Origin of the sequence: Mycobacterium kyogaense (assembly GCF_003254575.1) — a bacterium.
Taxonomy (GTDB): domain Bacteria; phylum Actinomycetota; class Actinomycetes; order Mycobacteriales; family Mycobacteriaceae; genus Mycobacterium; species Mycobacterium kyogaense.
This window is the reverse complement of the sequence record NZ_QJUA01000057.1, coordinates 1-24,878: the sequence shown is the minus strand read 5'-3', so window position 1 is coordinate 24,878 and position 24,878 is coordinate 1. Positions and strand designations below refer to the sequence as shown.

The window sequence follows — 24,878 nt, the reverse complement described above, 5'->3', positions numbered from 1 at the left end:
CGGCGGGGTGCTGGCGCGCCTGCCCGAGCACGGTGTCGAGCCCGTCGGGCAGGTCCGCCAGCACCTGGTCGAAACACGCTGCGCGACAGGCGGCGTCGAGATCAGGCAGCGGGCCGAACAGCTGGAGGTTCTCGCGCACGGTGCCCGGGATGACGACCGGCCGGTGTGCCAGCCACCCGACCTGGCGCCACCACCATGTCGGGTCGAGAACGGCGACATCGATGCCGTTGACACCTACCTGCGCGTCGGGCGCCTGATCGAGTCCGAGGATCGCGTGCAGCAGCGTCGACTTCCCGCACCCGTTGGGTCCGGTGAGCACGGTGACGCGGCCCGGTTCGGCGCGCATCAGGGGCACGTCGGCGGTGACGGTCAGGTGCTCGCCCTCGAGGACGCGATCGCCGGCGGGTGACGCTTCGACGGAGTCGAGGAACGCGAACGCGGCGTGCACCGCGGTCTTACCGTCCTGCGCGCTGTGGAAGGCCGCACCGACCCGGCGCAGCGGCCAGAACACCTCGGGGGCGAGCAGCAGCGCGGTCAGCGCGGTCGCCAGCGGAATGTGGCCGTAGACCAGTCGCATACCCACGCTGACCGCCACCAGAGCGACGCCGAGGGTGGCCAGCAGTTCGAGGACCAGCGCGGAGAGGAACGCGATCCGCATCGTCGCCATCGCCGAACGTCGATGTGCCGCACCGAGTTCGGCGATCTTGGCGGTCGCGCCGTCGGCGCGGCCGAACGCGCGCAGGGTGGGTAGGCCCGCCACCAGATCGAGGAGCCGGGACTGCAGTGTGCTCATCGCGGCCAGGGCCGCAGCCGACCGGTCCTCGGTGGCCAGACCGATGAGGATCATGAAGATCGGGATGAGGGGGAGTGCGACGAGCACGATCGCGGCGGCCTGCCAGTCCACGGCCGCGATGACGGCGATGGTGGCGGGGGTCAGGATCGCCGCGAGGAACAGCGAGGGCAGGTAGGCGGTGAAATACACGCGCAGGCCGTCGAGTCCACGCGTGACGACCGCCGCCGCATCGTCGCGGCGGCGCGCCAGCTCGCGCGGCGGCAGCGCGGTCGCCGTGCGCAGCACCTGATCGCTCAGGTCGGCGATGACCTCGCTGGCGCCGTGCTGCGCCAGCCTTCCCTGCTGCCACTGCGTCACGACCCGCACGAGCCAGAGAGCGGCGAGCAGTGCGATCGGGGCGGCCAGCGCCCCGACCGTCCGGGACGCCGGATCGGTGATGATCCGTGCGATCAGACCGGCCAGCACCACCGCCGATCCGATCGTCGCGCCGGCGATCACGACACCGCAGGCCGTGGTGGCGAAGAGGAACCGGCGCATCGCCACCGAGACCCGCCACAGCCGCGGGTCGATCGGGGCGCGCGAGGTGTCTTTCAGGACTGGTGCCTCGGCAATCCGATGGAGGCCGGGATCGCCTCGGCGGTGATGCGCTTGCGGAACACCCAGTACGTCCACGCCTGGTAGCCGATGACCAGAGGCAGCAGGGTCAGTGACGCCCAGCTCATGATCTTCAGCGTGTAGGGGGTCGAGGAGCCGTTGTAGATGGTCACGCCCCAGTCGGGATTCAGCGTGGAGGGCAACAGGTTCGGATACATCGAGCCGAACAGCAGCACCGCGACCGCGGCGACGACGACCATGGTCGCGACGAAGGCCCGGCCCTCGCCGTCGCCGCGCCACATCAGGGCGACCGCGCGCAACAGAGCGAGCACCGCGACCGCAAGCGGCACCCAGGTCCACGTCTTTCCGTGGGCGAACTGCGTCCACAGTCCGAAACCGCCGGCGAGCACGACCACGGGCACCGACAGGATGCGGGCGAACCGGAAGGCGTCCTCGCGCACCGGGCCTGAGGTCTTGAGAGCGACGAACACGGACCCGTAGAAGGCGAAGAGCGACGCGGTCGCCAGGCCGCCGAGCAGCGTGTAGACGCTGACGACGTCGGTCAGCGTGGCCTGCGAACGCCCGTCGGCGTCGATCGGGAGGCCCTGGACCAGGATCGCGAATGCGACACCCCAGAGGATGCCGGGCAACCAGGAGCCTGCTGCGATGCCGATGTCGGCCCAGCGGCGCCATCGGGGATCGTCGATCTTGCCGCGCCATTCGATGCCGACGATCCGCAGGATCATGCCGACCAGGATCGCCAGCAGCGGCAGGTAGAGCGAGGAGAACACGGTCGCGTACCAGACGGGGAACGCGGCGAACATCGCTGCGCCGGCGGTGATCAGCCAGACTTCGTTGGCGTCCCACACGGGTCCGATGGTGTTGAGCGCGGCGCGGCGGTGCTGCTCTGGCTCGCCCTTGCCGGCGATGCCGAACGGGATCATCAGCATCCCGACACCGAAGTCGAAGCCTTCCAGGATCAGGAAGCCGAGGAACAGCGCTGCGATGAGGAAGAACCAGAGTTCTTGCAGTCCCATGGTTTTCGCGTCCTCTCAGTAGGCGAACGACAGAGGGGCGACGTCGTCGGAGCTGGGCGGGGTGGGCGGCGCCGGTTCTGAATCGTGGTCCTGCGGACCCTCGACGACGTAGCGGCGCATCAGCCAGAACCAGACCACCGCGAGTGCGCCGTAGAGCAGCGTGAAGGTGGCCAACGAGAACAACACCAACCCGGCGGAGTGCCCGGACACACCGTCTTGCACGGTCATGCGCACCATCTGGTCGCCCGTCGGGTTCGGCACCACCACCCACGGTTGGCGGCCCATCTCGGTGAACACCCAGCCGGCCGAGTTGGCCAGGAACGGCGCGGGGATGGTCAGGATGCCGAAGCGGCCGTACCACGGCTGATCGGGGATGCGCCCGCCCCGGGTGAGCCAGAGGGTGACGAGTGCGAACGCGACGGGGACCAGCAGCAGGCCGATCATCGCGCGGAACGCCCAGTAGGTGACGAAGAGATTGGGCCGGTAGTCGCCGGGGCCGAACTTGTCCTGGTACTGCTCCTGAAGATCCTGCACGCCCTGCAGCGTCACGCCGTCGAACCTGCTTTCTGCGAGGAACGGGAGCACGTAGGGCACCTCGATGAGGTGGGTGACGCTGTCGCAGTTGTTGTGCGTGCCCACGGTCAGAACCGAGAACATGGGATCGGTTTCGGTGTGGCACAACGATTCGGCCGACGCCATCTTCATGGGCTGCTGGACGAACATCAGCTTGCCCTGGATGTCGCCGGTGAAGAACAGTCCGCCGGCGGCCACGAGTGCGACCACCGAGCCGAGCATCGCGGCGGGCCGATACATCGCGCGGCTCTCAGCCGGCCCGTCGGCGCGCTTCGAGCGGAGCATCAACCAGGCCGATACGCCCGCCACGAACGCGCCGGCGGTCAGGAAGGCGCCGGTGACAGCGTGGAGGAACGCCCAGATCGCGGTGTTGTTGGTCAGCAGCGCGACGAAGTCGGTGAGTTCGGCGCGGCCGGTCTCGGGGTTGAACTTGGCGCCGACCGGGTGCTGCATGAACGAGTTCGCCGCGATGATGAAGAACGCCGAGGCGTTCACGCCGAAGGCCACGATCCAGATGCACACCAGGTGCAGCGCGCGGGGCAGCCGGTTCCAGCCGAAGATCCACAACCCGATGAACGTGGACTCGAAGAAGAACGCGATGAGGCCCTCGAACGCCAGTGGGGCGCCGAAGATGTCACCGACGAACTTCGAGTACTCGCTCCAGTTCATGCCGAACTGGAACTCCTGGACGATGCCGGTGGCGACGCCGATCGCGAAGTTGATCAGGAACAGCTTGCCGAAGAATCGGGTGAGGCGATACCAGGCGGCGTTGCCGGTGACGTGCCAGACCGTCTGCATGACGGCGATCAGCGGCGCCAAACCGATGGTGAGCGGGACGAAGATGAAGTGGTAGACGGTGGTGATACCGAACTGCCACCGCGACACATCCAATGCGTCCATGCACCACTCCCTCGTCCTACTACACTCTACGACAGAGTGTAGTAGTGCGGCGGACCGTGCAGGCTAGGGGCTTTCGACCCTGGTCTGAGGGCCGTTCGAGACCGCCTTGCGCAGGCCGATCGCCGATGCGACCTCGAAGACGCCGAGAACGACCAGCCAGATCCCGACCACCAAGGCCAAGGTGGCCAGCGATGCGAACGGCGACCCGAGCATGACCACGCCGGCGATCAGGCTAATCACACCGATGACGATCGCCCAGCCGCGGCCGGGCAGTGTCGGATCGCTGATCGCCGACACGGCCGTGGCCACACCGCGGAAGATGAAGCCGATGCCGATCCAGATGGCCAGCAGCAGGATCGAGTTCTGCAGGCTGCGGAAGCACAACACGGCGAGGATCAGCGCGGCCGCCCCGCTGATGAACAGCAGCACCCGGCCGCCGGCCGACACGTGCAGGCTGAAGGCGAAGACGACCTGCCAGATACCGGAGATCAACAGGTAGGCGCCGAAGAAGATCGCGGCGACGACGATGGTGATGGCCGGCCAGACGAGGACGCAGACGCCGAGGACCACCGCGAGGACGCCCGAAATCAGCGCCGTTTTCCACAGATGCGCGAGCATGCTCGGAGGAGCTTGGGTTTCCATGGGCGCAGTGTGGCACAAGAGTGTCGCATGTCCGGGATAGCTTGCGTTCCCCTGCTACAGCGTTACAGCTCTACTACTGTTCCGTTACCGGCGCTGCGCGCCGGGTCATCGGTCGTTAACGTCCTTGGCTGGACATGCCGCAGAGAAAGTAGAGGCAACAGTGTTGGGTGAAAAGCAAGACCGCCGGACGAAGATCTGGCGGGCTGTGGCGGTATTCGCCGCAACGGGTGCCCTGACGTTGTCGGGCTGTGCCAGCGGCGGTGACTCGGGCGGCAGCGGTGGCGGCAGCTCGACGTCGAGTGCGGCTCCGGCGGAGAAGGTCGAAGAGATCGCCAATACGGTGCCCGAGGCCATCAAGTCCTCCGGCAAGCTCGTCATCGGCGTCAACATTCCCTATGCCCCGAACGAGGTCAAGGATGAGAGCGGCAAGATCGTCGGCTTCGACGTCGACCTGATGAACGCGATCGCCGGCACGCTCGGGCTGACCCCGGAGTACCGCGAGGCCGACTTCGCCAAGATCATCCCGTCGATCCAGGGCGGCACCTTCAACGTCGGGATGTCGTCGTTCACCGACAGCAAGGAGCGCGAACAGTCGGTCGACTTCGTCACCTACTTCTCGGCAGGCACGGCCTGGGCGCAGAAGCCCGGCGCCGGCATCGACCCGAACAACGCGTGCGGCAAGAAGGTCGCGGTTCAGGCCACCACCGTCCAGGAGACCGACGAGCTGCCGGCGAAGAGCAAGAAGTGCACCGACGAAGGCAAGCCGGCGATCAGCATCGTGCCGTTCGACGGGCAGGACGCGGCCACCAACGCCGTGGTGCTCGGCCAGGCCGACGCGATGTCGGCGGATTCGCCGGTGACGCTGTACGCGATCAAGCAGACCAACGGCAAGCTCGAGCAGGCCGGCGAGACCTTCGACTCGGCGCCCTACGGGTGGCCGGTGGCCAAGGGATCGCCTCTCGCGCAGTCGCTGCTGCAGGCTCTCGAGCACCTGATCGAGAACGGCAAGTACAAGGAGATCGCCGGGAACTGGGGCCTGGAAGCGGGCCTGATCGACAAGCCCGTGATCAACGGCGCGGTCTCCTAGGCGAAAGCGAATCTGATGAGTGATGCCGGCGCGCCGCCGCAGACCATCGACGCGGTACCGCTGAAGCACCCGTGGCGGTGGGTGGCGGCGGCCGTCATCCTCATCCTGGCCGGCCTGTTCTTCTACGGGGCGGCCACCAATCCGGCCTACCGCTGGTCGGTGTTCGCCGAATACCTGTTCGACCAGCGGGTGCTGACGGTCGGACTGGTCAACACCTTGCAGCTGACGGTGTACTCGATGGTGCTGGCCGTCGCCTTGGGCGTGCTGCTGGCCGTCATGCGGCTCTCGCCGAACCCGGTGTTCCGCTGGGTGGCGTGGGTGTACCTGTGGATCTTCCGCGGCACACCGATCTACGTGCAGTTGGTGTTCTGGGGTCTGATCCCGACGATCTACCAGCAGGTGCGGCTCGGCGTGCCGTTCGGTCCGTCGTTCTTCCAGCTGGATCTGCAGAGCCTGTCGATCCCGTTCCTGCTCGCCACGCTGGGCCTGGCTCTGAACGAGGCCGCCTACATGGCCGAGATCATCCGCGCGGGCATCACGTCGGTGCCCGAGGGGCAGCTCGAGGCGTCGACCGCGCTCGGCATGTCGTGGGGGCTGGCGATGCGGCGCACCGTGCTGCCGCAGGCGATGCGGGTGATCATCCCGCCCACCGGCAACGAGGTCATCAGCATGCTGAAGACCACATCGCTGGTGACCGCGGTGCCGTTCACGCTGGACCTGTTCGGGATCACCGCTCGTGAGATCGCCGCGCGTACCTTCGAACCCGTGCCGCTGCTCATGGTGGCCGCGTTCTGGTACCTGGTGGTTACGAGCATCCTGATGGTCGGCCAGTACTACCTGGAGCGGTACTTCTCCCGAGGCGCGTCACGCAAGCTGACGACCAAGCAACTCGAGGCGCTGGCCAAGGCGCAGGCAAGTACAGGTGGGATGTGACGCAAACAGCGGAAGCCCGGCCCATGGTGAAGGCCGAGCTGGTGTGCAAGGACTTCGGCGCACTCAAGGTCCTCAAGGGCATCACGCTGGAGGTGCAGAAGGGGCAGGTGCTCGTGCTCGTCGGGCCCTCGGGCTCCGGCAAGTCGACGTTTCTGCGATGCATCAACCACCTGGAGACCGTGACCGCGGGCCGGCTCTACGTCGACGGAGAACTCGTCGGGTACACCGAGCGCGGCGGCAAGCTGCACGAGATGAAGCCCAGTGAGGTCGCCAAGCAGCGCCGCGAGGTGGGCATGGTGTTCCAGCACTTCAACCTGTTCCCGCACCGCACCGCGCTGGGCAACGTCATCGAGGCGCCGATCCAGGTCAAGGGTGTCAACAAAGCCAAGGCCACCGAGCGCGGCAAGGAACTGCTGGACCGGGTGGGGTTGGCCGACAAGGCCGGCGCCTATCCGGCGCAGTTGTCGGGCGGTCAGCAGCAGCGGGTCGCGATCGCCCGGGCGCTGGCGATGGATCCGAAGCTGATGCTGTTCGACGAGCCCACCTCGGCACTGGACCCCGAGCTGGTCGGCGAGGTCCTCACAGTGATGAAGACGCTGGCGTCCGAGGGGATGACGATGGTCGTCGTCACGCACGAGATGGGCTTCGCGCGGGAGGTCGCCGACGAGCTGGCGTTCATGGACGGCGGTGTCGTCGTCGAGCGGGGTGACCCGCGCACGATCATGACCAACCCCCAACACGAACGGACCCAGGCGTTTCTCTCCAAGGTGATGTAGCACCCGATCCGGTCACCCCGCTGTGGCGGGCGGCTCAGGTGTTCCGTCTGCTCAGCTGCCTTTACGCGTTGGGCTTCGGGCTCGCGGTCAACGACGAGCTGGTCCGCCCGGTCGGCGGCTGGGTGGTGTTCGCGGCGCTGGTGGTCTGGAGCGCGGTGTGCGCGGTCGCCTACCTGCAGGGGTTCGGCCGTCGCCCGGCGTGGGTGCTCGCCGAGCTGGCTGTGGTGGTGGCGCTGGTGATGTGCACCGAGCTCGTCGCCTCCGATGCGTGGATCGCCGACAACCAGTCGTTGCCGACCACGCTGTGGGCCACCAATGCCACGATCTCGGCGGCCATTCTGTTCGGCCCGGTGGGCGGGATGCTGGTCGGCCTGGTGGTGATGTCGCTCGGGGCGGCGCTCAAGGGTTACGTCAACGTCGATGTCAGCCGTAACGCGACGATCGTCATCGAACTGGCGGTGGGCTTGGCGGTCGGGATGGCCGCGCAGACTGCACGGCGTGCGCACGCAGAACTGGAACGGGCCGCTCGACTGTCCGCGTCGGTCGAAGAACGCGAGCGGTTGTCCCGCCACGTGCACGACGGGGTCCTGCAGGTGCTGGCCCTGGTGGCCCGTCGTGGCCATGAGATCGGCGGCGAGACAAGCCAATTGGCTGAGCTGGCCGGTGAGCAGGAACGCGCGTTGCGCCGTCTGGTGGTCGCGGGCGACGAGGCGGGCGCCGGCGGTACCCACGCTGACCTCGGTGCGATGCTGCGGCGTCGGGCCACCGACCGGGTGTCGGTGAGTGTGCCCGCGCATCCCGTGCTGCTGGACTCCGCGATCGCCGACGAGCTGTGTGCCGCCGTCGGCAACGCGCTCGACAACGTCGAGGCACACGCCGGTGACGGTGCCCGCGCGTATGTTCTGGTGGAAGATCTCGACGACGCCGTGACGGTCAGCGTGCGCGACGACGGTGTCGGGATTCCCGACGGGCGGCTCGCCGAAGCCGTGGCGGAGGGTCGCATCGGGATTGCGAAATCAATTGTGGGACGGATGGATTGGCTGGGCGGCCGGGCGGAACTGCACACCGGCCCTGGGATGGGGGTCGAATGGGAGCTGACGGTACCGCGGTCACGGTGATGGTGGTCGACGACCACCCGATCTGGCGCGACGCGGTGGAGCGCGACCTGGCCGACGACGGGTTCGACGTGGTGGCGACGGCCGACGGGGTGGGTGCCGCGGCGCGGCGCGCCGCGGTGGTCCGCCCCGCGGTGGTCGTGATGGACATGCGCCTCGCCGATGGTGACGGCGCGCAAGCCACCGCACAGGTGCTGGCCGTGTCCCCGTCATCGCGAGTACTGGTGCTGTCGGCATCCGACGAGCGAGACGACGTGCTGGAGGCCGTCAAAGCCGGGGCCACCGGCTACCTGGTCAAGAGCGCCTCCAAACAGGACCTGGCTGACGCGGTGCGGGCCACCGCTCAGGGTCGCGCGGTGTTCACGCCGGGTCTGGCGGGTCTGGTGCTGGGGGAGTACCGGCGCATCGCCCGCGACGAGCCCGGCCCGGCGCAGCCGAGCCTGACCGAGCGGGAGACCGAGATCCTGCGCCATGTAGCGAAAGGGTTGACCGCCAAGCAGATCGCGGCCCGGCTGTCGTTGAGTCACCGCACCGTCGAGAACCACGTACAGGCCACGTTCCGCAAGCTGCAGGTGGCCAACCGCGTGGAATTGGCGCGCTACGCGATCGAGCACGGACTCGACGAGTAGTTGTACTCATCCGCGGTGGGCATTCGAGTTGCCACCATGGCGTCATGACCGAACCGCACGCACCCGTCGTCGCCCGGTTGTCCGCCGAGTTCACCGCGCTGTCGCAGCAGCTGGCCCGGGTCTCGGCCGACCTCGCCGAACTCGACCGGATTCTTTCGACGCGGCCCGCACCGCCCCGGCCCGCTCCCGCGCCCGCCATGGCGCCGCCTCTCGCACCGTCGCCGCCGTACGTACCGCCACCGGTACCCGCGTATGTGCCCCGCCCTGCGGCGCCCCCGCTGCCTCCGGCGCCTCCGCGGCCCACGCGTTCGGAGGGCTGGATCGGCAAGCTGCTGGCCGTCGCCGGCGTCGCGGTGACGTTGATGGGCGTCGTGCTCCTGCTGGTGCTCGCCGCGCAGGCCGGCATTCTCCGGCCCGAGTTCCGGGTGTTCGGCGGAGCAGTGCTGGCCGGCGGGCTGGTGGGTGCCGCATGGCGGCTGCACAGCCGTCCCGGAGGTCGCGTCGGTGCGATCGCACTGGCGGCCACCGGGATCGCCGCCGCCTACATGGACGTCATCGCGATCACGACCATCTACGAGTGGGCGCCCGCGGTGGTGGGGCTGCTGCTGGCCTCGGTGGTCGGCGGTGCGGGTCTGACGCTCTCTCGCCGGTGGAATTCCCAGCAGCTCGGCCTGTTGGTGCTCATCCCGCTGACCGTGCTCGCGCCGGTCGTCACCGACGGGAACACCTTGCTGTTGATCGGCTTCATGCTGACGCTCGCCGCCGCCTCGTTGCCGGTGCAACTGGGCAGGGACTGGGTGTGGCTGCACGCCGCGCGTATCGCCGCGGCGACCCTTCCTCTTCTGTTCGGGCTCGTCGTGCGCCACATCGACGGGCGCGACGACCTCTGGCTCGCCGGCGCCTGTGCGATCGCTGCGCTGCTGGCGGTCGTCGCGGCAGTGGTGCTGCTGCCCGGCTCACGTCGCGGGGCCGTGATCGCACTTCTGACCGCCGCCGGCGTGACGCCGCTGCTGTGCGTCGGTCTGGTCGTCGACCGTGGGGTCGCGGCGCTGATGATCGCGGCCCTCTCCGGGACTCTGCTGGCGATCGTGCTGGTGGGCGATCAGCTGCCCGGCATCGCCGGCGTCGCCCGTCGGGTGCTCGCGGCCCTGTCGGCGGTGACCGCGCTGATCGCGGTGACGGTCGCGTTCGACGGGCCGGTGGCGGGCCCCGTTCTGCTCGCGATGGCCGTCGTGGTGGCGGTCGCCGGGCGGCGCGATGTCACAGCGCGCTGTGCCGCAACCGTTTTCGCGGCCATCGGGGCGCTGATCCACTTCGCCTACGCTCCGCCGAGCAGCGTGCTGTCAGCGTCGGCCACCGCGCACACCGCGGGCGTGTCGATCCTCGTATCGAGCATTCTGCTCGGCGTCGCGGCGGTCGCGATCGCCTGGGCGTGGCCGGGTCCTCAGCGTGCGGTCGGCGCCGCGGTCGCCGTCGGCGTCGTCGCCTACGCGATCACGTCGTTCGCGGTCACCGCCGGCGTGCTGATCGGTGGCGAGGGCCGCGGCTTCTACGCAGGGCACATGGTGGCGACGATCTGCTGGATCGCGATGGCGGCGGCGCTGCTCGGCCATGCCGTCCGTCTGCCGCGTGCCGACCGGTCGGTGCCGATCGCCGGCGGCCTCGGTCTGGTGGGCGCGGCGGTGGCCAAGCTGTTCCTGTTCGACCTGGGCACGCTGGACGGGATGTTCCGCGTGACGGTGTTCATCGTCGTCGGGTTGATCCTGCTCGGCATGGGCGCCGGCTACGCGCGACTGCTCGAGCGTCAGGACCAGGTGACCGCCGACACACACTAGACTGGATTGAGTCCAGAAAAGGAGATGTTGTCATGGATATGAACACTCTGTCCCCGTCACGTAGGACCGACGCCGAGATCGTCGGCTTCCAGGCATCACCGGCCTTGACCGAGGCGCTGCAACGCGTACTCGTCGACGTCATCGAACTCCACCTCCAGGGCAAGCAGGCGCACTGGAATGTGGTCGGCTCCAACTTCCGCGATCTGCATCTGCAGCTCGACGAGGTCGTCGACTTCGCCCGGGAGGCCAGCGACACCGTCGCCGAACGCATGCGTGCGCTCGACGCGGTGCCCGACGGTCGATCCGACACCGTCGCCGCGACCACGACGCTGCCCGAGTTCCCCGCGTTCGAGCACAGCACCGCCGAGGTCGTCGACCTCGTCACCACGCGCATCTACGCCGTCGTGGCGACGTTGCGGGACGTGCACGACACGGTCGACAGCGAGGACCCCAGCACCGCCGACATCCTGCATAACTTGATCGACGGTTGGGAGAAGCTGGCCTGGCTGCTCAAGTCGGAGAACCGGAAGGTGTGACGACCGACGTGGCGGCAGGGGTCCGGCGCCCCACCAGATACCAGGTGTGCATCGGGCCCTTGCCTTTCACGTCGACCAGGCCCCGCTCTTCGAGCACGAAGCGGTTGCGCAACCGTTCGTAGACCGCGTCGGGCACCTGGATCCGGCCCTCGACATCGGTGGTCTCCATCCGCGAGGCGATGTTGACCGCGTCGCCCCACACGTCGTAGAAGAACTTTCTCGCGCCCACGACGCCGGCCACCACGGGCCCGCACGCCATCCCGATCCGCAGGGGCACCGCCCGCCCCTGTGCGTCGGTCAGTCCGGCCACGGCGTCGGACATGTCGAGAGCCAACGCCGCCAGGGCCTCGAGGTGGTCGGCGCGCGGCGTGGGTACACCGCTGACCACCATGTAGGAATCCCCACTCGTCTTGACCTTTTCCAGGCCGTGCCTGTCGACCAGTGCGTCGAGATCGGTGTAGAGCCGGTCGAGGAACCGGACGAGTTCGGCGGGTGCGGTGTCGCTCGCGCGTTTCGTGTAGCCGGCGATGTCGGCGAACAGGATCGACGCGTCGTCGTACTTGTCGGCGATCACCGAGCGTGCCGGATCTTTGAGCCGGTCGGCGATGGTCTCGGGCAGGATGTTGGCCAGGAGGCGTTCGGACCGTTCGTATTCGGCCTCCATCGCCCGCTCGGCACGCTCGGTTTCCCGCAGCGTGTACCACAGCGTCGCCACGATCATCACCACCGACGACACCACCGATGAGATGAAGCCGACCTTCAAGAACCAGGAGGGGCCGAGGCCGCGGTCATCGGGCACGGTCAATTCGAGCGCGATGATCAGGGCGACCCCGGTGCCGGCGATCAGCGAAGCCAACGCGATGCGTTCGATGCCCAACGTGAGGACCGCCAGCGACGCGGCGACCAGGAAGTAGAACTGCAGCCCCGAGTCGGTGCCCATCGTGTAGCAGAAGAACCCGACCGAGACATAGGCGACAACCACGAACGTCACGGGTGCGACGACCTCGCCGACCGGGCACAACCGCGGGATGCTGAGGAAGGCCAGCCCGCACAGGATGTTGACGAGGCCCAGCCACGCGAACCCTCCGCCGACGACGACCTGGAAAGAGCCGAAGATCAGCGAGACCGCAGCGGCGATCCACCCCGCGATGGTCAGTACCCGGATGCGGCGCGACACCGCCTCGGCTCGGTGGCGGCTGAGCGAGGTCGCGCGCCCCTCGAGTGCCACCTCGGGCACGCAGACGGATCGCACGTTGCGCACAGAGGCGAGCTTATCGCCGTCGCAGCGATAACCTGCTCGAATGACGGGTATCGCGTGCTGCCAGATCGATCCGCAGATCGGTGATCTCGACGGCAACGCCGAGCGCATCAGCGCCGCGATCATCGACGCGCGGTCTGCCGGCGCGGACATCATCGTTCTCCCCGAATTGGTGACGTCCGGCTACATGCTCAGTGACGAGGCCGAGGCCCGCTCGGTGGCACTCACGCGCGACGATCCGCGGTTCGCGAGATGGGCTGAGGCAGCGGGTGATTCATTGGTCGTGCTCGGGTTCTGCGAATTGTGCGAGGACGGCGTGCTCTACAACAGCGCCGCTGTGCTCGAGGGAGGCGGGGTATCGGCGGTCTACCGCAAGACCCATCTGTGGGACCGGGAGAAGCTGATCTTCACCCCCGGTCGCGATCTGCCGCCCGTGCTGCAGACTCGGCACGGCGCGGTGGCCGTGATGCTCTGCTACGACCTGGAATTCGCGGAACTGACGCGGCTGGCCGTGGTGGGAGGCGCCGATCTCATCGTCGCGCCCGTGAACTGGCCGCTGTTTCCGCGCCCAGAAGGGGAGCACCCCGGCGAGGTGATCACCGCCATGTCGACGGCTCGCACGAACCATGTTGCCGTCGCGGTGTGCGACCGCGCGGGTGTCGAACGTGGTCAGCGCTGGACGGAAGGCACGGCGATCGTCGCTGCCGATGGCTGGGTGGTGGCCGAGGCGGGGCCCGGGGAGGCCGTTGCGGCGGCTGATCTGAATCTGTCGTTGAGCCGCGACAAGCACATCACCGAGTACGTCCATGTGCTCGACGACCGTCGGCTGGACCTGTACTGAGCAACAGGCCGACACCCGCCACGAGTTGCCACGCGATGATCGTGTAGATCGCGGCCCGTTCGCACGCCCCCTGCGGCATGTCGGTGCTGATGAGGGCGGCCGCGGCCGCCAGACCCATGCCGCCGAGTGCGTAGCCGGGGGCTCGAGCCCCCGCGGATCCACCGGGGAGTCCGATGACGCCGGCCGTGAGCAGCGCGAGGTTGCCCCCGACGATCGCCGCGGTGGCACCGGCGACGTGGAGTAGCTGGGTCGTCCCGCCGGCCCCGCTGGGAACCAAGCCGACCAGGACCGAGCCGGCCCCGTAGAAGCAGGCGAACACCGTGAACGTCAGTGCTCCGCGTGTCGGCCGCGACGTCGCGATCAGGACCGCGCCGGTGACGACGAACGCCATGCCCTGAACGCGGAACGCGGCGTTCATCCACCACGCCAGCGGGGACGTCGGCCGGCCCAGGTCACTGACGACGTTGCCCACGTAGCTATAGGCGGGTATCCGCGATGCGGCGATCGCTTCGACGATCAGATAGCCGATGCCGGCAGCCAGGGCGAAGGCGCCGGCTGCGCGTCGCACGGTCGTCGGGCGGGGCGGGCGCACATCACCAGCGTGCCAGCGCGAAATCGCACATCGTCCTCGGGGGCGGCTCGCAGTGGCGCGGCATGGCGATGGTGTTTGCTTGCTGAATGTGCACTTCCTTGCATGTTTCTGTCCGGCTCGGTCCCGATGAACCGCCTTCCCGTGCCGGGGGCATCGATCTCCCGCGTGTCCTCGTCAATATTTGCTGTAACCCCACAACCGAACGGTTCACAGTGCTAAAGTGCCTCAGCAGGGGGTCGCAGTAAGGTTCCTACATTTGATCGGGGGAGAGTATCAATGGGAAACAGTGTAACTATCACACGTATCCACAAGCGCTCAGTTCAGTTCGCGGGGAGCGCAATCGTCGGGGCGCTGATGTTTGCTCCTGTCGTTCATGCAGCAGATGTCGTTCCGTGTCCCGAGCAGGGGTGCAACGGGGTGACGGCGTTGCTGGTCGGCGGACAGGGCTCCTACGCAACACTCAGCGAAGAGCAGATGGAAACGGCGTTCGGCGGATACTTCCGCCCCTACGACCAGCGAGTCAGCGTTCCGTTCCCCGGCGATGCCGATTTCTCGAAGTCCATCCCGGAAGGTGCGACCAACCTCTACAACGCCGTGGTCGCCGCCAAGACTGCCGATCCGGACATCGTCCTGACGATCGGCGGCGTGTCCAAGGGAGCGCCCTCGGTGCTCGAGGCGTTGCGACAGCTGGAGGCGACCCGCGAGGCCGGTGGCGTGGTGCCCGACGCCGATCACATGAACGTGATGATCTACGGGGCGCCGAGCCGGATCTACTACGCCGGGGTCAAGTATCGGCCGGACGTTCCGGTCACCCCGTATGACGTCTACCTGGTGTCAGCGGAGTACGACGGCGTCGCGGATATGCCGGACAACATGCTGAACATCCTCGCGGTGCTCAATGCGATGCAGGGCGCCGACATGCTCCACGTCGACGCGGCGTTCAACACCGACTTCGAGAACGATCCGATGCGCTACAAGGTGGTGCAGAACGCTGACGGCGGGAAGACCACCACGATCCTGATCCCGTACACCGGGGACATCCTGCCGCTGCTGCACCCGATGCTCGAGGCGGGCGCTGATCCCGCGCAGCTGGCCAAGATGAGCAAGATGCTCAAGCCGATCATCGATTCGGCGTACAAGCGCAACAACGTGATCGAGAAAAAGAAGTGGCAGACCGGCGTCGTGACCATCCCGCTGCCCGATGCGGCGCCGTCGAACGTTGTCAATCAGACGTTAAAAGTCACTGTGCCGGCGGATGATTCGCAGGACCCGGTGGCACCACCGACGCGCAAGACGCTGTCGGACTACGTGGGCAAGCACCGGGCCGCGGACGCCGATGAGGACGGCGCCGACGCCACGAAGGTCAAGAAGAACGTGCTCAAGGACCTGGGCGACAACATCAAGACCGAGGTCAAGAAGTTGACCACCAAGAAAGACAAGAGGGCGACGAAGGAGGCCGCGCCGGAGAAGAAGGAAACGGCCGGCGCCGCTTCGTCATCGGACTCCGGGAGCAACAGCGCCGGATCGGAGAGCTGACCCGCTCCAGCTCTCCCGGGAAGCCCCGCCTTCGTCACGGAGGCGGGGCTTCTTGTTCACCGTCTTCGTCTCCCGCTTGTTCGTGCTCGTCGCCCTCTTGACGTCGTCCACCATGTCTTTCACGACTTGCCTACGCTCCGTCGATTTTTCGTCACGTCGGTGCCTGCCCACGTAACCCTCGTCGGAGACCTTCTCGACAGAGGATTGCGGGGTGAACAGGCCGCTGAGCCACGACGGCTTGATCGGTGGATCGGCGTACACCCGGTCGGTCACGTTGTCGCCGTAGTGGGTCTCCGACAGGGGCGTCTCTTCGGAGAAATCCCGCCCCCGGTATCCGATGGTGTGGTTGCCGTACCACGTCCCTCGCACCGCGGCTTCGTCGCTCTTGGTGCTGACGTACTCGATGGTCCCACCGCCGACCTGCGGCACGGGACGCCCACCCTGCTCGTAGGTCGCTCCGTTGTTGGGACGGGAGGGGGAGCCCAACTGGATGATCGTGCCCTGCCAGTCGGGTCGGAGCGCGCGCGCATCCTGGGCGCCCACAGCGGACCCAGAGTAGGTGTACAGCACCGCATCCGGCGTGTTGTGGGCATCCATCCACGCCCCGGCCGCCGCCGCCGAGCCCGTCTTGCCGGTGCTGGACACGTAGTTCCACGTCACCTCTGTGCAGCCGGCGCCGCACCTGCTGCCGTCGGGCATGGTGATAGTTCGCCAGCCGGGTCCGACGTTGAAGATGCCGTCCATGTAGGCAATCGATCCCGATACTGCTGCCAGCGCCGACACCTTCGTCTCGCGATTCTGCGGATCGCTCCGCTGGTTGACTCGCTGGTATGAGGCGGTCTGCCACCTCTTCTTCTCATGGGGGTCGCTGTCGTGGTCGTAGTCCGAGTTGAGGATTCGCTCGAGGATCGTCGACAGTTTTACCAATTGGCCGTGGTTGGGCCCGTCGGACTTCGCCGCGGCGGCTCGTAGTGGCAGCACGTCACTCGTGTGCGGGATCGGGTTGGTGGTGTGTGAGTCGCCAGCCCTGGTGGCATCGACCGTGTGATGCAGTCCGGCATCGCGTCGACTGTCCGGGTCGCCGACGGGCGCGGCATGGACCATCGGTGCGAACAGAAGTGTCGCCGCCGTTGCTGACATGCCGGCAGCGCGAACTGAACCCATCGTCACGTTGTTTCCTCCCAGAACAGGAGATCCCCCTGATTCCTCAGCGGGGACTCTACCTTTGTCGGCAAACTGCGACACCGCTTCGAGACAATCATGATCAGTTTGCTGCTGTACATTGCCGCCTAGCTCTTTCGATCTTGCGGCCATCGCGGGAGTCGTCGTGTCAAGGGCATCCGGCAACTCACAAATATTGACGTTGGCGATCATTGAGGCCATCAGCGGTGACCGGGAAGTGATTCCCAGCAACAGGTACGGCGGCGAGACTCGTCGCCACGACCTGTCACCTGTGCTTTGCTCGATGTGATCGCAGACAGAGCAGTCGCAAAGCTCTGCCGTCAGAGGTCACAGCAGGGCGCAGAGCCGAAACATGGTGGCGTCCAGATCCGACTCGTCGAAACGTGGATCGTCTGGGCTGACGGTAACCTTTGGGGTCTCCACCCCATCGATGGTCTTTCTACCCTGCGGGTCACACCACACCGTGATCTCGTTCGACGACCCCGTCTGCGCTGGAACGAACTGCGTTGCGAGCAGCGTCGGCGCCAGGATTGTGGTCACCGCCATGCCCGCAGACAGAATGAACTTTCGACCCTGCGGCAGAGCCACGAACCAGCGCGCGAAGCGGTCCCCCCGTTCCCCCATGGGCAGAGATTAGAACGCAGCCGACCACGGTGAAAGCGGGAAGCGACGCGGCGCAGGGTCTCAGGTGGAACTGACGAGGAACGCCTTTGCCAGGAGTTGTTCAGAGTGAAGCCCCGCCTCCGTCACGGAGGCGGGGCTTCTTGGTGTGGATGGAGTCATCCGCATGATCGAACGGTCGGCGGGTAGAGGGCGCGGTCAGAGAGCAACGGAGACCTCGACCCGACCTCCACCGGAGGCTAGGAGACCCGACATGAGTGAACCCATCAGTCCCGATCCAGTTCGCGAATGGCGCCCCGATCACCTGCCGGTCTACGTGTCCAACGGGCTGATCGGGCTGCGGTTCGAGGCGGTACCGCTGCGCGGCGTGGCCACGGTCAACGGCTTCGTCGGTCCGGACCCCCGCGAGGAGGTGGAGTCGCTGTTGCCCGTCCCGTACCCGCTGACCGGCGACGTGGTGGTCGACGGAATCCCGATCTCGGCATTCCCGGCCGGGGCACTCCTACGCGAGCAGCGGTACGACTTCGCCCGCGGCGAGGTGCGGACCGTGCTGGCCTTCACCACCGGCGGGGTGCGGGCCGACGTCGATGTCCTGACCGTCTGCAACAAGGCGTTTCCGACGATCGCCATGCAGGAGGTGACCGTCCGGGTCGACGCGGCGTGCGAGCTCGAGCTGTCCGCTGGCGTTTACGCCGGCGGGCCGCTGGGCATCCCGTTCCTGGCGGAGCTGGGCTCGGACGGCCGGTACGGGTCCTCGGACGGCGTGCTGGGCTGGCGCGAACCGAGCGACATGTCCTCCTGCGGTATCGCCTGGGCCACCGAACTCGCCGGCGCCGAGGGCTGCACGCCGGAGTTCCGGCACACCGTCACGGGCCGCACGACGACCGCCTACCGGATCACCGCGCAGCCGGGACGGGAGTACCGGCTGCGCCAGCTCACGAGCGTGGTGACCGACGCCTTTCATTGGGAGCCGCACCTGCAGGCCGTCCGGCTGCTCGACGACGCGTCGCAGCGGGGCTTCGACGACTTGCTCGCCGAGCACGCGCAGCGGTGGGCGGAGCTGTGGCGCGGCCGCATCGAGCTGATCGGCGCGCCGAGCCGATGGCAGGCGCTCACCGACGCGGCGCACTTTTATCTGCACACCTCCGTGCACCGCGCCTCGCCGAGTCACACCTCGCCGTTCGGCATGGCCTACTGGCCGGATTATCACTACTACCGCGGCCACGTGATGTGGGACATCGAGACCTTCGCGGTGCCGGCCCTGCTGCTCAGCCAACCTGATGCGGCGCGGGCGCTCTTGGGCTACCGCCGGTCCCGCCTGGGTGGTGCGCGTTCCAACGCCGAGTCGCAGGGATACGCCGGTGCGCAGTTCCCGTGGGAGAGCGGCCCCCGCACCGGCCAGGAGGCGACTCCGATGGGCGGGGAGGCGCCTGCTACTGAGCACCACGTCAGCGCGGACGTGGCGCTGGCCCTGGCCCAGTACGTGCACGCCACCGGGGACGCCGAGTTCGCTCGCGAGGCGACCTGGCCGGTGCTCACCGAGGTCGCCCGATGGATCGCCAGCCGCGTCCGGCAGACCGAGCGGGGCTACGAGATGCAGCGGGTGCAGGGCGTCGCCGAGACCGGAGGACCGGTGAACAACAACGCCTTCGTCAACATGTCGGCCGCCATGGCGCTGCGCGAGGCGGCGGCTCTCGCCCCTGCGCTCGGCTTCCGCGCGAACGACGTGTGGGCACGCATCGCGGACGATCTCGTGCTGCCCCGGAACGAGGACGGGGCGATCGTCAACCACGACGGATACCGCATGGATGAACCGAAGGGTGCCACCCCGGAAGCCGCCGCCGGACTGTTCCCCGTCGGCTATCCCGTCGACCCGGAGACGCAGCGGCGCACCCTGGCCGCGGCCGTCGGCAACGTCGACGACTACCTGGGCTCGCCCATGCTGTCGGCCGTGACTGGTGTGTATGCCGCTCGACTGGGGGAGCGGGACCGGGCGCTCGAGCTGTACGAGCGCGGCTTTGCCGAGTTCGTGCAGCAGCCGCACACCGTCGTCTGCGAGTACAGCCCGTCGGTCTACCCGGACCAGCCGCGCGCAGGGCCGTTCATCGCCAACATGGGCGGGTTCCTGACCGGCTGCCTGTACGGGCTCACCGGGATGACCCTGCGCGCGGGCGATCCTGGCGGCTGGTGCAGCGGGCCGGTGACGATGCCGCAGGGCTGGGATGGCGTGCACGTCGACCGGTTGTGGGTCCGCGGACGCTCGGCGACGCTGACGGCTGTCCACGGTGAGGAGCGTGCGCGGCTGAATGTCGCCTGACGGTGTTCGTGGTGCCCCCGGTGAGATTCGAACTGTTGTCGACAGTCCAGGTCAGAACCGAGCACCCGCTCTGAGCTGGTAAAACAACGGCGATTTGATCTCGGGGGATCTCAGAACTCGCGGGCGATTGTGGGCAATCGGTGGGCACGTGGGCCCGCGCCCGACACGCGCGCAGCCGGCCAGCTGCCGCGAATGCCACGCCGGGGCGAGCAGGATAGAGGGCATGGCCGACATCCCGTTCGAGAGGCACACCCTGCAGTGGTGGGATCGCCTCAATGACGACCAACGCGCCCGCGTGAAGGACGCCGCCGAGCGCAACGACACCAGCGCGGCCACGGCCAAGCTGCTGGCCGACACCCAATGCCCGGTGGGGCTCATGGGTGCGGCCTGGGAGGGCCAGGACATGACGTTCAACTGGTCGCGCGGAATCCGCCAGTTCGTGATCGATCAGCCATGAACGATCACTGGACGGCGTCACCGCGTGCGCGTGCGCGCTGGCGGCACCCTGACAGCCGTGGGGGCCGCCCCTATCCGGCTTGGCGGGCGCGTTCGGCGGTCTCCATCGCGTATGCGATCTGCCCCGGAGTGACCGCCCCGCTGGCCGCCGCGGACTCGTAGTCGCGTATCCATCGCTCGACATAGTCGGGGGGCTCGTAACTGCCGTCACGGTCCGGGACAGCCATGCAGTGACAGTGATCGTGGGCCCGCAGCGCGTTCGCCTCGCTGCTGTACACGGCGCCCCGGGTGGCCAGCATGCGGCAGAACCCGCACGCCGTCGACGACGCGTACCGCACCCACCGCACACCCTCGCGGGCAGCGTTCTGTATCACCGTGCGCCTCGAGCTGTCGAACACCGCCCGGATACCGGAACCCTTCAGAGCGTTGATCGGGTCGGCCTGCGACAGCGCCCACCGCGCCGACGCGCCCAACTTCTCGGCCGGCGGCAAATCCGCCGCTGCCGCGATGAATTTCGCCTTACCGCCGGGCTGCTCCTCGTACCACGTCGCCGTCAGGTCGGCGGCACCCGCGAGGTAGGCGTCCATGATGCCGGGGTAGGCCGTCGTCGCGAGGTCGTAGGCCTCAGAGTCGTTGAGACGGCCGTTACCGAGCATGCGCACCAGCTGCTTGATGTCGATAGCTGCTTCGCCGCTGAGGACGCGGAGCAGGTGTTGAAGCTCCGGCACGCCGCCGATCGCCGTCACTGTGGCCGCACACCGGAGAGGTTGCGGCGGTATGCCTGATTCATGTCGGCGTTCTGCCGTTGCGTCATGGCGCGCGGGTCGACACCCATGTTGACGGTGCCGTTGTACTGGACCATGGGGCCGGGTGCGGGGCCGGCGCCTACCCCTGATGCCGGGGTGCCGGCGGGCGCGGCGGGTGCGATCGGCTCGGTGGCCTGGGGTTCGCGCGGCTGGATCAGTTTCGTCAGCGACGGCAGGCCCAGCGAGTTCAGCGCACCGCCCACCGGGTCGCCGGCCCCATCCGACTGCTGCTCAGCATCCGGCCTCGGACCGAACATTCCCGCGGCCCAATTCGCTACGGCGAACGCCGATTTCACGTTCGGCCACTCAAGCAGGTTCGAGAAGCCGGGCTATCCGATCGTCTCGAGCATGCCCGACACCAACGTCTGCCCGAACGACTTACCGTCCGGCCCGCCGCTGCCACCGGAGAGGGTCTCGCGGGCACCCTTGGATGACTGCTCGCGCAGCTGCTCATTGATGTCGTTCTGGGTGTCGGTCAGATCCTCGATCGCGTCCTGGTGCTCACGCTGCGCCCGCGCCAACGCCTTCTCCCGAGTGGTCCGCTCCTGGGCGGTCACGTTCGGCTTGCCGTTCAGCTCGTCAAGCGAGGCCTGCGCCGAGCTGACCGTGTCGGCGGTGTCGTCGACCTTCTGTTTCGCGTTCCGAATGGATCGGCGCTGCGACGTCGACATGGCGCCGCTGAAATCGCTCGGCGTGTTCGGATCTTCGCCGCCCGCGATCTGAATCCACGCCCGGTTCGGGAACGAGGCGGCACCCGCGGCCGATCCGCCGTACTGGCCGCCGCCGGACGCGCCACCCATCTCCACGTTGACGTTGCCCCCGTCCGGATCCAGGATCGTGCCGGCGGTGTGGCCGCCGCCGGGCCCGCCGTTCTTCCAGCCGATCCAGTACGCGGCGACCCCGGGGGGCGGGTCGCCGGTCTAGAATCCGCGCGAGAGCAGCGCGGGGCCTTCGGTGCCGGTGGCGAAGCGCCCCGACCCGCCCGTCAAGGCGTTGGCGATCCACGACTGCAGACCCGAGCAATCCGTGCCCGTGGGCCCAGGTGGTCCGCCGCGGACGTACTTGCCTCCGGTCGCCTGCGACGCCAACTGTTTCAGCGCATTCACGGTGATGCCGCCGTCTTCCATCACCTGCAGCCCGAACAGGCGGGCCACCTCCGACAGGATGCGTGTCGACCGTTCCCGCTTCCCTGGCGCAAGCGGGATGTAGGCCTCACCACCTGTCTCTTTCTCCGCGAAGATCGTGCCCACCCCTCGGCCGGCGTAGATGTCGGCCAGGCCCGGCTTCGCGATCTGCCGCAGCCCACCGTCGGCCATCGCGATCGCGCCGGCCGCCCGCGGCGGCACCAGCATGTCGGTGATCGACGTTCCGGGCTGCGCTGGCGGTGCGACACGGGTGCCCGCCGGCAGGTTCGGCGGCGGCGGTTGCGCCGCACCGGACAGCGCCGCCTTGAAGTTGCGGGCGAACGCGTCGAACCGCGCCTGCGCGGCCGGGTCGATGGTCGGCGACACGGTGACGTCGACCGGCTCGCCGCCCTGCTGGCGACGCCACGCGTTCATCACGCGCTCGGCCTCATCGGTGGTCGCCGTCAGCTTCAGGCCGGTCGGTGTCTGCTCCACCTCGATGCCCAGGGCGCGTAGCCGGGTGATCGTCTCGGGGGAGTTGTCGGCGATCGTGATCGTCTTGCCGTCGGGCAGCGCGGCCACCGATTCGCCCAGCGCGGAGGTGAGTTTGGCCGCCTGCTCGGCCTGCTCGCCGGCTTCCCGGATCTGGTCGCGGATCTTGTCGGCGTTGAAGTCTTTCGCCTCTCGCCCAATGGCTTTCAGCGATTCACCCCAGGAGAACGCCGCTTCGGCTTCGCGGTTCCACTGGTCGGCGGTCTCGGTGTCGCCGGTGATGCGCTGCAGCAACGATCCTGTCTTGAGGATGCCGCCGACGACGTTGCCCAGGCCGCCCGCCAGCTGACCGAACGACTCCATCACCATTCCGACGCTCTTGATGCCGACCTGACCGAACGCCAGGGCGGCGTCACCGATGTCGGTGAAGAAACCGATGATCTCGGCCTTATGGGACACCCCGGCGTCGGCGAACTGCTTGACCAGCGGACCGAATGCGTCACCGAGGTTCTGCTGCAGCCCGTTGCGAGCCGTCTCGATGGTGCGCATGAACGTCTGCCACGACGACAACGCGGTCCCACCCACGGTGTCGGACGCGCGCTGCGCCGCGCCCTGGACCTGGCCGAACTGCTGCACCGCGGTCGACAGGTCGAAGCGCTGGAACGCCGCGCCCAAGTCCTCAGCCTGGGTGCCGAACAACGCCACCGCGATCTGGGATTGCTGCACAGGGTCTTTCACGCCGCGGACCGCGTCGAGGACCTGCCCAAACGCGGTGCGCGCCACCGGGCCACCGCGGGCGATCTTCTCCGAGGTCTCATCAGCGTTCAGCCCGAGCGCGGTGTACGCGTCGGTTGTCTGCTTCGAACCGTCGATCGCCCGGATAGAGAATTCCTTGAGCGCGTCGGCGGCGACGTCGGAGTCGCGAGCGCCGCCCTCCATCGCCTGACTGATCAGCCCGAACGCGGACGGCCCGTCGAGGCCGAGCTTGCGGAACTGGGTGCCGTATTCGTTGACGGTATCGAGTAGATCGCCGGACTTATTGATGCCCTTCTGCTGAGCTCTGACCAGCAGGTCGAACGCAGCGGTCGCGTTCGGCACAAGACCGGTCTGGATGGCCTGCTGGGCGGAACGGGCGGTCGCCGGGATTTCCTCGCCGAGCACCGAGGACACCGTCGACAGCTGCTCGATCATCGCGCGTGTCGAGTCGCTGCTCGCGCCGGCCGGCAACAGACCGGATTGGATCGCGACCCGGGCAGCGTCCATGTTCCCGGCGATCGACTCGCCGAAGTTGTTGGCGTAGGCCTTCCCGGCGCCGTCGGCGAGCTGCTTCATCGCCGGTGCCGAAATGCCGAGCTTCGCCTGAATGTTGGCCTGTGCCTGCGCCTGTTCCATGCCGGCGAACACCTCATCGGCGATGGCCTTACCGGCGATCATCCCGACGCCGGCCGCCGCGGCGAGCGCCACCCCGATCGGGCCGGCCTTCGACCCGAGGCTGGACACCTTGTCGCCGAATCCCTCGAGGAACGCCGCACCGGCACCGGCACCGCCGGACCCGCCGACAGATTTCAGCGCGTTCAGGGAGCTCTCGCTGGCCGACGTGAACCGTTCGCCGAACTTGCGGCCCGCGGTGTCGGCGTCGGCCGACATCTTCGACGTATCGATGGTTGGGGAGAGCTTCGCGGACTTCTCGGCGCGCTGGAACATGCGCCGAATGTCGGACTCCGCGCCCTTCGTCGAGATGGCGAGCGTGGCCCAGGCCGATGCAAGCTCCATCAGCGAAATCCTCTCTGCGCGTTCATATCTTGGACTGATCCCACGGTTCGTCAGGCGTGGTTGCGACGACACTGCCGCCCACCGCTTCGGCAGGCTTGTGTGCGGCTGCGTCGATCGCGGCGATCTCCCTGGCGACGTCCATTCGCCGGCGGATCAGCGCGGCCAGGGCCGTCGGACTGGCTTTCGGATCGTCAATCGACTTCGCGATGCGGTCGCGCATCGCCACCAGAATCTCGCGGTGGGTGCCGCCGGCTGCGATGACCTGGGAGACGGTCTTGGGCTTCGCGGGCGCCGCCTTCCGTGGGGCTCGTTTCCGCGGTGTGGCGCCGCTACCGGGTACCGCGTGCAGCTTGCGTTCTACCACGGTCACCTCCGGTGCTCTGCGAAGAAAAAACGGGCGGGGGGAGGGCGCTTATGCCCACTGAGGGGC

Annotated in this window: 24 protein-coding genes; 11 read left to right on the top strand and 13 right to left on the bottom strand. The window is 67.8% G+C overall.

Features of this window, described 5'->3' with window-relative positions; translation table 11 throughout:
• The 4 genes from DMB80_RS25375 to DMB80_RS25360 all read right to left on the bottom strand — a co-directional run.
• Positions 1-1,330, bottom strand: a 1,330-nt coding sequence (locus tag DMB80_RS25375) for an ABC transporter ATP-binding protein/permease (RefSeq protein WP_111512374.1), incomplete at its 3' end; no start/stop codon positions are given.
• 53 nt (positions 1,331-1,383) lie between these two features.
• Complete coding sequence (cydB, locus tag DMB80_RS25370) at positions 1,384-2,424, bottom strand: cytochrome d ubiquinol oxidase subunit II (protein WP_111512373.1); 1,041 nt, start codon at positions 2,422-2,424, stop codon at positions 1,384-1,386.
• 15 nt (positions 2,425-2,439) lie between these two features.
• Positions 2,440-3,897 (bottom strand): cytochrome ubiquinol oxidase subunit I, encoded by a 1,458-nt coding sequence (locus DMB80_RS25365; RefSeq protein WP_111512372.1) that lies wholly within the window; start codon positions 3,895-3,897, stop codon positions 2,440-2,442.
• A 63-nt stretch (positions 3,898-3,960) separates the two neighbouring features.
• The gene (locus DMB80_RS25360; RefSeq protein ID WP_205538914.1) at positions 3,961-4,539 is read right to left on the bottom strand and encodes an HdeD family acid-resistance protein; all 579 of its coding nucleotides are present in this window, start codon (positions 4,537-4,539) and stop codon (positions 3,961-3,963) included.
• A 160-nt stretch (positions 4,540-4,699) separates the two neighbouring features.
• On the opposite strand from DMB80_RS25360, the gene DMB80_RS25355 reads away from it, so the two are divergent.
• From DMB80_RS25355 to DMB80_RS25325, 7 genes are read left to right on the top strand one after another with little or no spacing between them, the layout of a single operon-like run.
• Positions 4,700-5,626: an ABC transporter substrate-binding protein gene (locus DMB80_RS25355; RefSeq protein ID WP_162938712.1), complete on the top strand. Its 927-nt coding sequence runs from the start codon at positions 4,700-4,702 to the stop codon at positions 5,624-5,626.
• Positions 5,627-5,641: 15 nt separating this feature from the next.
• Entirely contained in the window at positions 5,642-6,559 is a 918-nt protein-coding gene (locus tag DMB80_RS25350) for an amino acid ABC transporter permease (RefSeq protein WP_111512371.1), read from the top strand.
• A gap of 23 nt (positions 6,560-6,582) precedes the next feature.
• Positions 6,583-7,335, top strand: coding sequence for an amino acid ABC transporter ATP-binding protein (locus tag DMB80_RS25345; RefSeq protein ID WP_046366272.1), 753 nt, complete (start codon positions 6,583-6,585; stop codon positions 7,333-7,335).
• Positions 7,336-7,373: 38 nt separating this feature from the next.
• Positions 7,374-8,453 (top strand): MacS family sensor histidine kinase, encoded by a 1,080-nt coding sequence (gene macS / locus DMB80_RS25340; protein ID WP_420812234.1) that lies wholly within the window; start codon positions 7,374-7,376, stop codon positions 8,451-8,453.
• A complete protein-coding gene (locus tag DMB80_RS25335) occupies positions 8,423-9,079 on the top strand; it encodes a response regulator (RefSeq protein ID WP_111512369.1) in 657 nt (218 codons plus the stop codon). Before macS ends, DMB80_RS25335 begins: the two co-directional genes overlap by 31 nt.
• A 44-nt stretch (positions 9,080-9,123) precedes the next feature.
• Positions 9,124-10,914: a DUF2339 domain-containing protein gene (locus DMB80_RS25330; RefSeq protein ID WP_111512368.1), complete on the top strand. Its 1,791-nt coding sequence runs from the start codon at positions 9,124-9,126 to the stop codon at positions 10,912-10,914.
• 32 nt (positions 10,915-10,946) lie between these two features.
• The gene (locus DMB80_RS25325) at positions 10,947-11,450 is read left to right on the top strand and encodes a Dps family protein (protein WP_111512367.1); all 504 of its coding nucleotides are present in this window, start codon (positions 10,947-10,949) and stop codon (positions 11,448-11,450) included.
• Here DMB80_RS25325 and DMB80_RS25320 read toward each other — a convergent pair.
• Entirely contained in the window at positions 11,425-12,711 is a 1,287-nt protein-coding gene (locus tag DMB80_RS25320; RefSeq protein WP_420812233.1) for an adenylate/guanylate cyclase domain-containing protein, read from the bottom strand. The two genes, DMB80_RS25325 and DMB80_RS25320, sit on opposite strands and share 26 nt — an antisense overlap.
• 40 nt (positions 12,712-12,751) lie before the next feature.
• Here DMB80_RS25320 and DMB80_RS25315 point away from each other — a divergent pair, with 40 nt between their 5' ends.
• Complete coding sequence (locus tag DMB80_RS25315; protein WP_111512376.1) at positions 12,752-13,549, top strand: nitrilase-related carbon-nitrogen hydrolase; 798 nt, start codon at positions 12,752-12,754, stop codon at positions 13,547-13,549.
• On the opposite strand, the gene DMB80_RS25310 is transcribed toward DMB80_RS25315, so the two are convergent.
• The gene (locus DMB80_RS25310; protein WP_162938711.1) at positions 13,500-14,141 is read right to left on the bottom strand and encodes a DUF998 domain-containing protein; all 642 of its coding nucleotides are present in this window, start codon (positions 14,139-14,141) and stop codon (positions 13,500-13,502) included. The genes DMB80_RS25315 and DMB80_RS25310 overlap by 50 nt on opposite strands.
• 417 nt (positions 14,142-14,558) lie before the next feature.
• Here DMB80_RS25310 and DMB80_RS25305 point away from each other — a divergent pair, with 417 nt between their 5' ends.
• Positions 14,559-15,677: a PE-PPE domain-containing protein gene (locus DMB80_RS25305; RefSeq protein WP_162938710.1), complete on the top strand. Its 1,119-nt coding sequence runs from the start codon at positions 14,559-14,561 to the stop codon at positions 15,675-15,677.
• Here DMB80_RS25305 and DMB80_RS25300 read toward each other — a convergent pair.
• Entirely contained in the window at positions 15,636-16,847 is a 1,212-nt protein-coding gene (locus tag DMB80_RS25300; protein WP_162938709.1) for a hypothetical protein, read from the bottom strand. The two genes, DMB80_RS25305 and DMB80_RS25300, sit on opposite strands and share 42 nt — an antisense overlap.
• Before the next feature lie 339 nt (positions 16,848-17,186).
• Entirely contained in the window at positions 17,187-17,483 is a 297-nt protein-coding gene (locus DMB80_RS25295) for a hypothetical protein (RefSeq protein ID WP_111512363.1), read from the bottom strand.
• 250 nt (positions 17,484-17,733) lie between these two features.
• Here DMB80_RS25295 and DMB80_RS25290 point away from each other — a divergent pair, with 250 nt between their 5' ends.
• The gene (locus DMB80_RS25290) at positions 17,734-19,797 is read left to right on the top strand and encodes a glycoside hydrolase family 65 protein (RefSeq protein ID WP_162938708.1); all 2,064 of its coding nucleotides are present in this window, start codon (positions 17,734-17,736) and stop codon (positions 19,795-19,797) included.
• A 223-nt stretch (positions 19,798-20,020) separates the two neighbouring features.
• A complete protein-coding gene (locus DMB80_RS25285; RefSeq protein WP_111512361.1) occupies positions 20,021-20,254 on the top strand; it encodes a hypothetical protein in 234 nt (77 codons plus the stop codon).
• A 70-nt stretch (positions 20,255-20,324) separates the two neighbouring features.
• Here the strand turns inward: DMB80_RS25285 and DMB80_RS25280 are convergent, their stop codons facing one another.
• The 5 genes from DMB80_RS25280 to DMB80_RS25260 all read right to left on the bottom strand — a co-directional run bounded on the left by DMB80_RS25280 (position 20,325) and on the right by DMB80_RS25260 (position 24,818).
• Entirely contained in the window at positions 20,325-20,981 is a 657-nt protein-coding gene (locus DMB80_RS25280) for a VG15 protein (RefSeq protein WP_162938707.1), read from the bottom strand.
• A 14-nt stretch (positions 20,982-20,995) separates the two neighbouring features.
• Positions 20,996-21,355, bottom strand: a complete 360-nt coding sequence (locus DMB80_RS25275; protein ID WP_162938706.1) for a hypothetical protein — start codon at positions 21,353-21,355, stop codon at positions 20,996-20,998.
• Between the two features lie 33 nt (positions 21,356-21,388).
• Positions 21,389-21,859, bottom strand: coding sequence for a hypothetical protein (locus tag DMB80_RS25270; RefSeq protein WP_111512358.1), 471 nt, complete (start codon positions 21,857-21,859; stop codon positions 21,389-21,391).
• 120 nt (positions 21,860-21,979) lie between these two features.
• The gene (locus DMB80_RS25265) at positions 21,980-24,448 is read right to left on the bottom strand and encodes a phage tail tape measure protein (RefSeq protein WP_111512357.1); all 2,469 of its coding nucleotides are present in this window, start codon (positions 24,446-24,448) and stop codon (positions 21,980-21,982) included.
• 22 nt (positions 24,449-24,470) lie between these two features.
• Positions 24,471-24,818, bottom strand: a complete 348-nt coding sequence (locus DMB80_RS25260; RefSeq protein WP_205538912.1) for a hypothetical protein — start codon at positions 24,816-24,818, stop codon at positions 24,471-24,473.
• Positions 24,819-24,878: the final 60 nt, after the last annotated feature.

Excerpts from the sequence above, each read along its gene's own strand:
- DMB80_RS25265 (WP_111512357.1), bottom strand. The coding sequence starts at position 24,448 with ATGGAGCTTGCATCGGCCTGGGCCACGCTCGCCATCTCGACGAAGGGC.
- cydB (WP_111512373.1), bottom strand. The coding sequence starts at position 2,424 with ATGGGACTGCAAGAACTCTGGTTCTTCCTCATCGCAGCGCTGTTCCTC.
- DMB80_RS25350 (WP_111512371.1), top strand. The coding sequence starts at position 5,642 with ATGAGTGATGCCGGCGCGCCGCCGCAGACCATCGACGCGGTACCGCTG.
- DMB80_RS25335 (WP_111512369.1), top strand. The coding sequence starts at position 8,423 with ATGGGAGCTGACGGTACCGCGGTCACGGTGATGGTGGTCGACGACCAC.
- DMB80_RS25295 (WP_111512363.1), bottom strand. The coding sequence starts at position 17,483 with ATGGGGGAACGGGGGGACCGCTTCGCGCGCTGGTTCGTGGCTCTGCCG.
- DMB80_RS25290 (WP_162938708.1), top strand. The coding sequence starts at position 17,734 with ATGAGTGAACCCATCAGTCCCGATCCAGTTCGCGAATGGCGCCCCGAT.
- DMB80_RS25270 (WP_111512358.1), bottom strand. The coding sequence starts at position 21,859 with ATGGGTGGCGCGTCCGGCGGCGGCCAGTACGGCGGATCGGCCGCGGGT.
- DMB80_RS25325 (WP_111512367.1), top strand. The coding sequence starts at position 10,947 with ATGGATATGAACACTCTGTCCCCGTCACGTAGGACCGACGCCGAGATC.
- DMB80_RS25345 (WP_046366272.1), top strand. The coding sequence starts at position 6,583 with ATGGTGAAGGCCGAGCTGGTGTGCAAGGACTTCGGCGCACTCAAGGTC.
- DMB80_RS25330 (WP_111512368.1), top strand. The coding sequence starts at position 9,124 with ATGACCGAACCGCACGCACCCGTCGTCGCCCGGTTGTCCGCCGAGTTC.
- DMB80_RS25360 (WP_205538914.1), bottom strand. The coding sequence starts at position 4,539 with ATGGAAACCCAAGCTCCTCCGAGCATGCTCGCGCATCTGTGGAAAACG.
- DMB80_RS25315 (WP_111512376.1), top strand. The coding sequence starts at position 12,752 with ATGACGGGTATCGCGTGCTGCCAGATCGATCCGCAGATCGGTGATCTC.
- DMB80_RS25365 (WP_111512372.1), bottom strand. The coding sequence starts at position 3,897 with ATGGACGCATTGGATGTGTCGCGGTGGCAGTTCGGTATCACCACCGTC.
- DMB80_RS25285 (WP_111512361.1), top strand. The coding sequence starts at position 20,021 with ATGGCCGACATCCCGTTCGAGAGGCACACCCTGCAGTGGTGGGATCGC.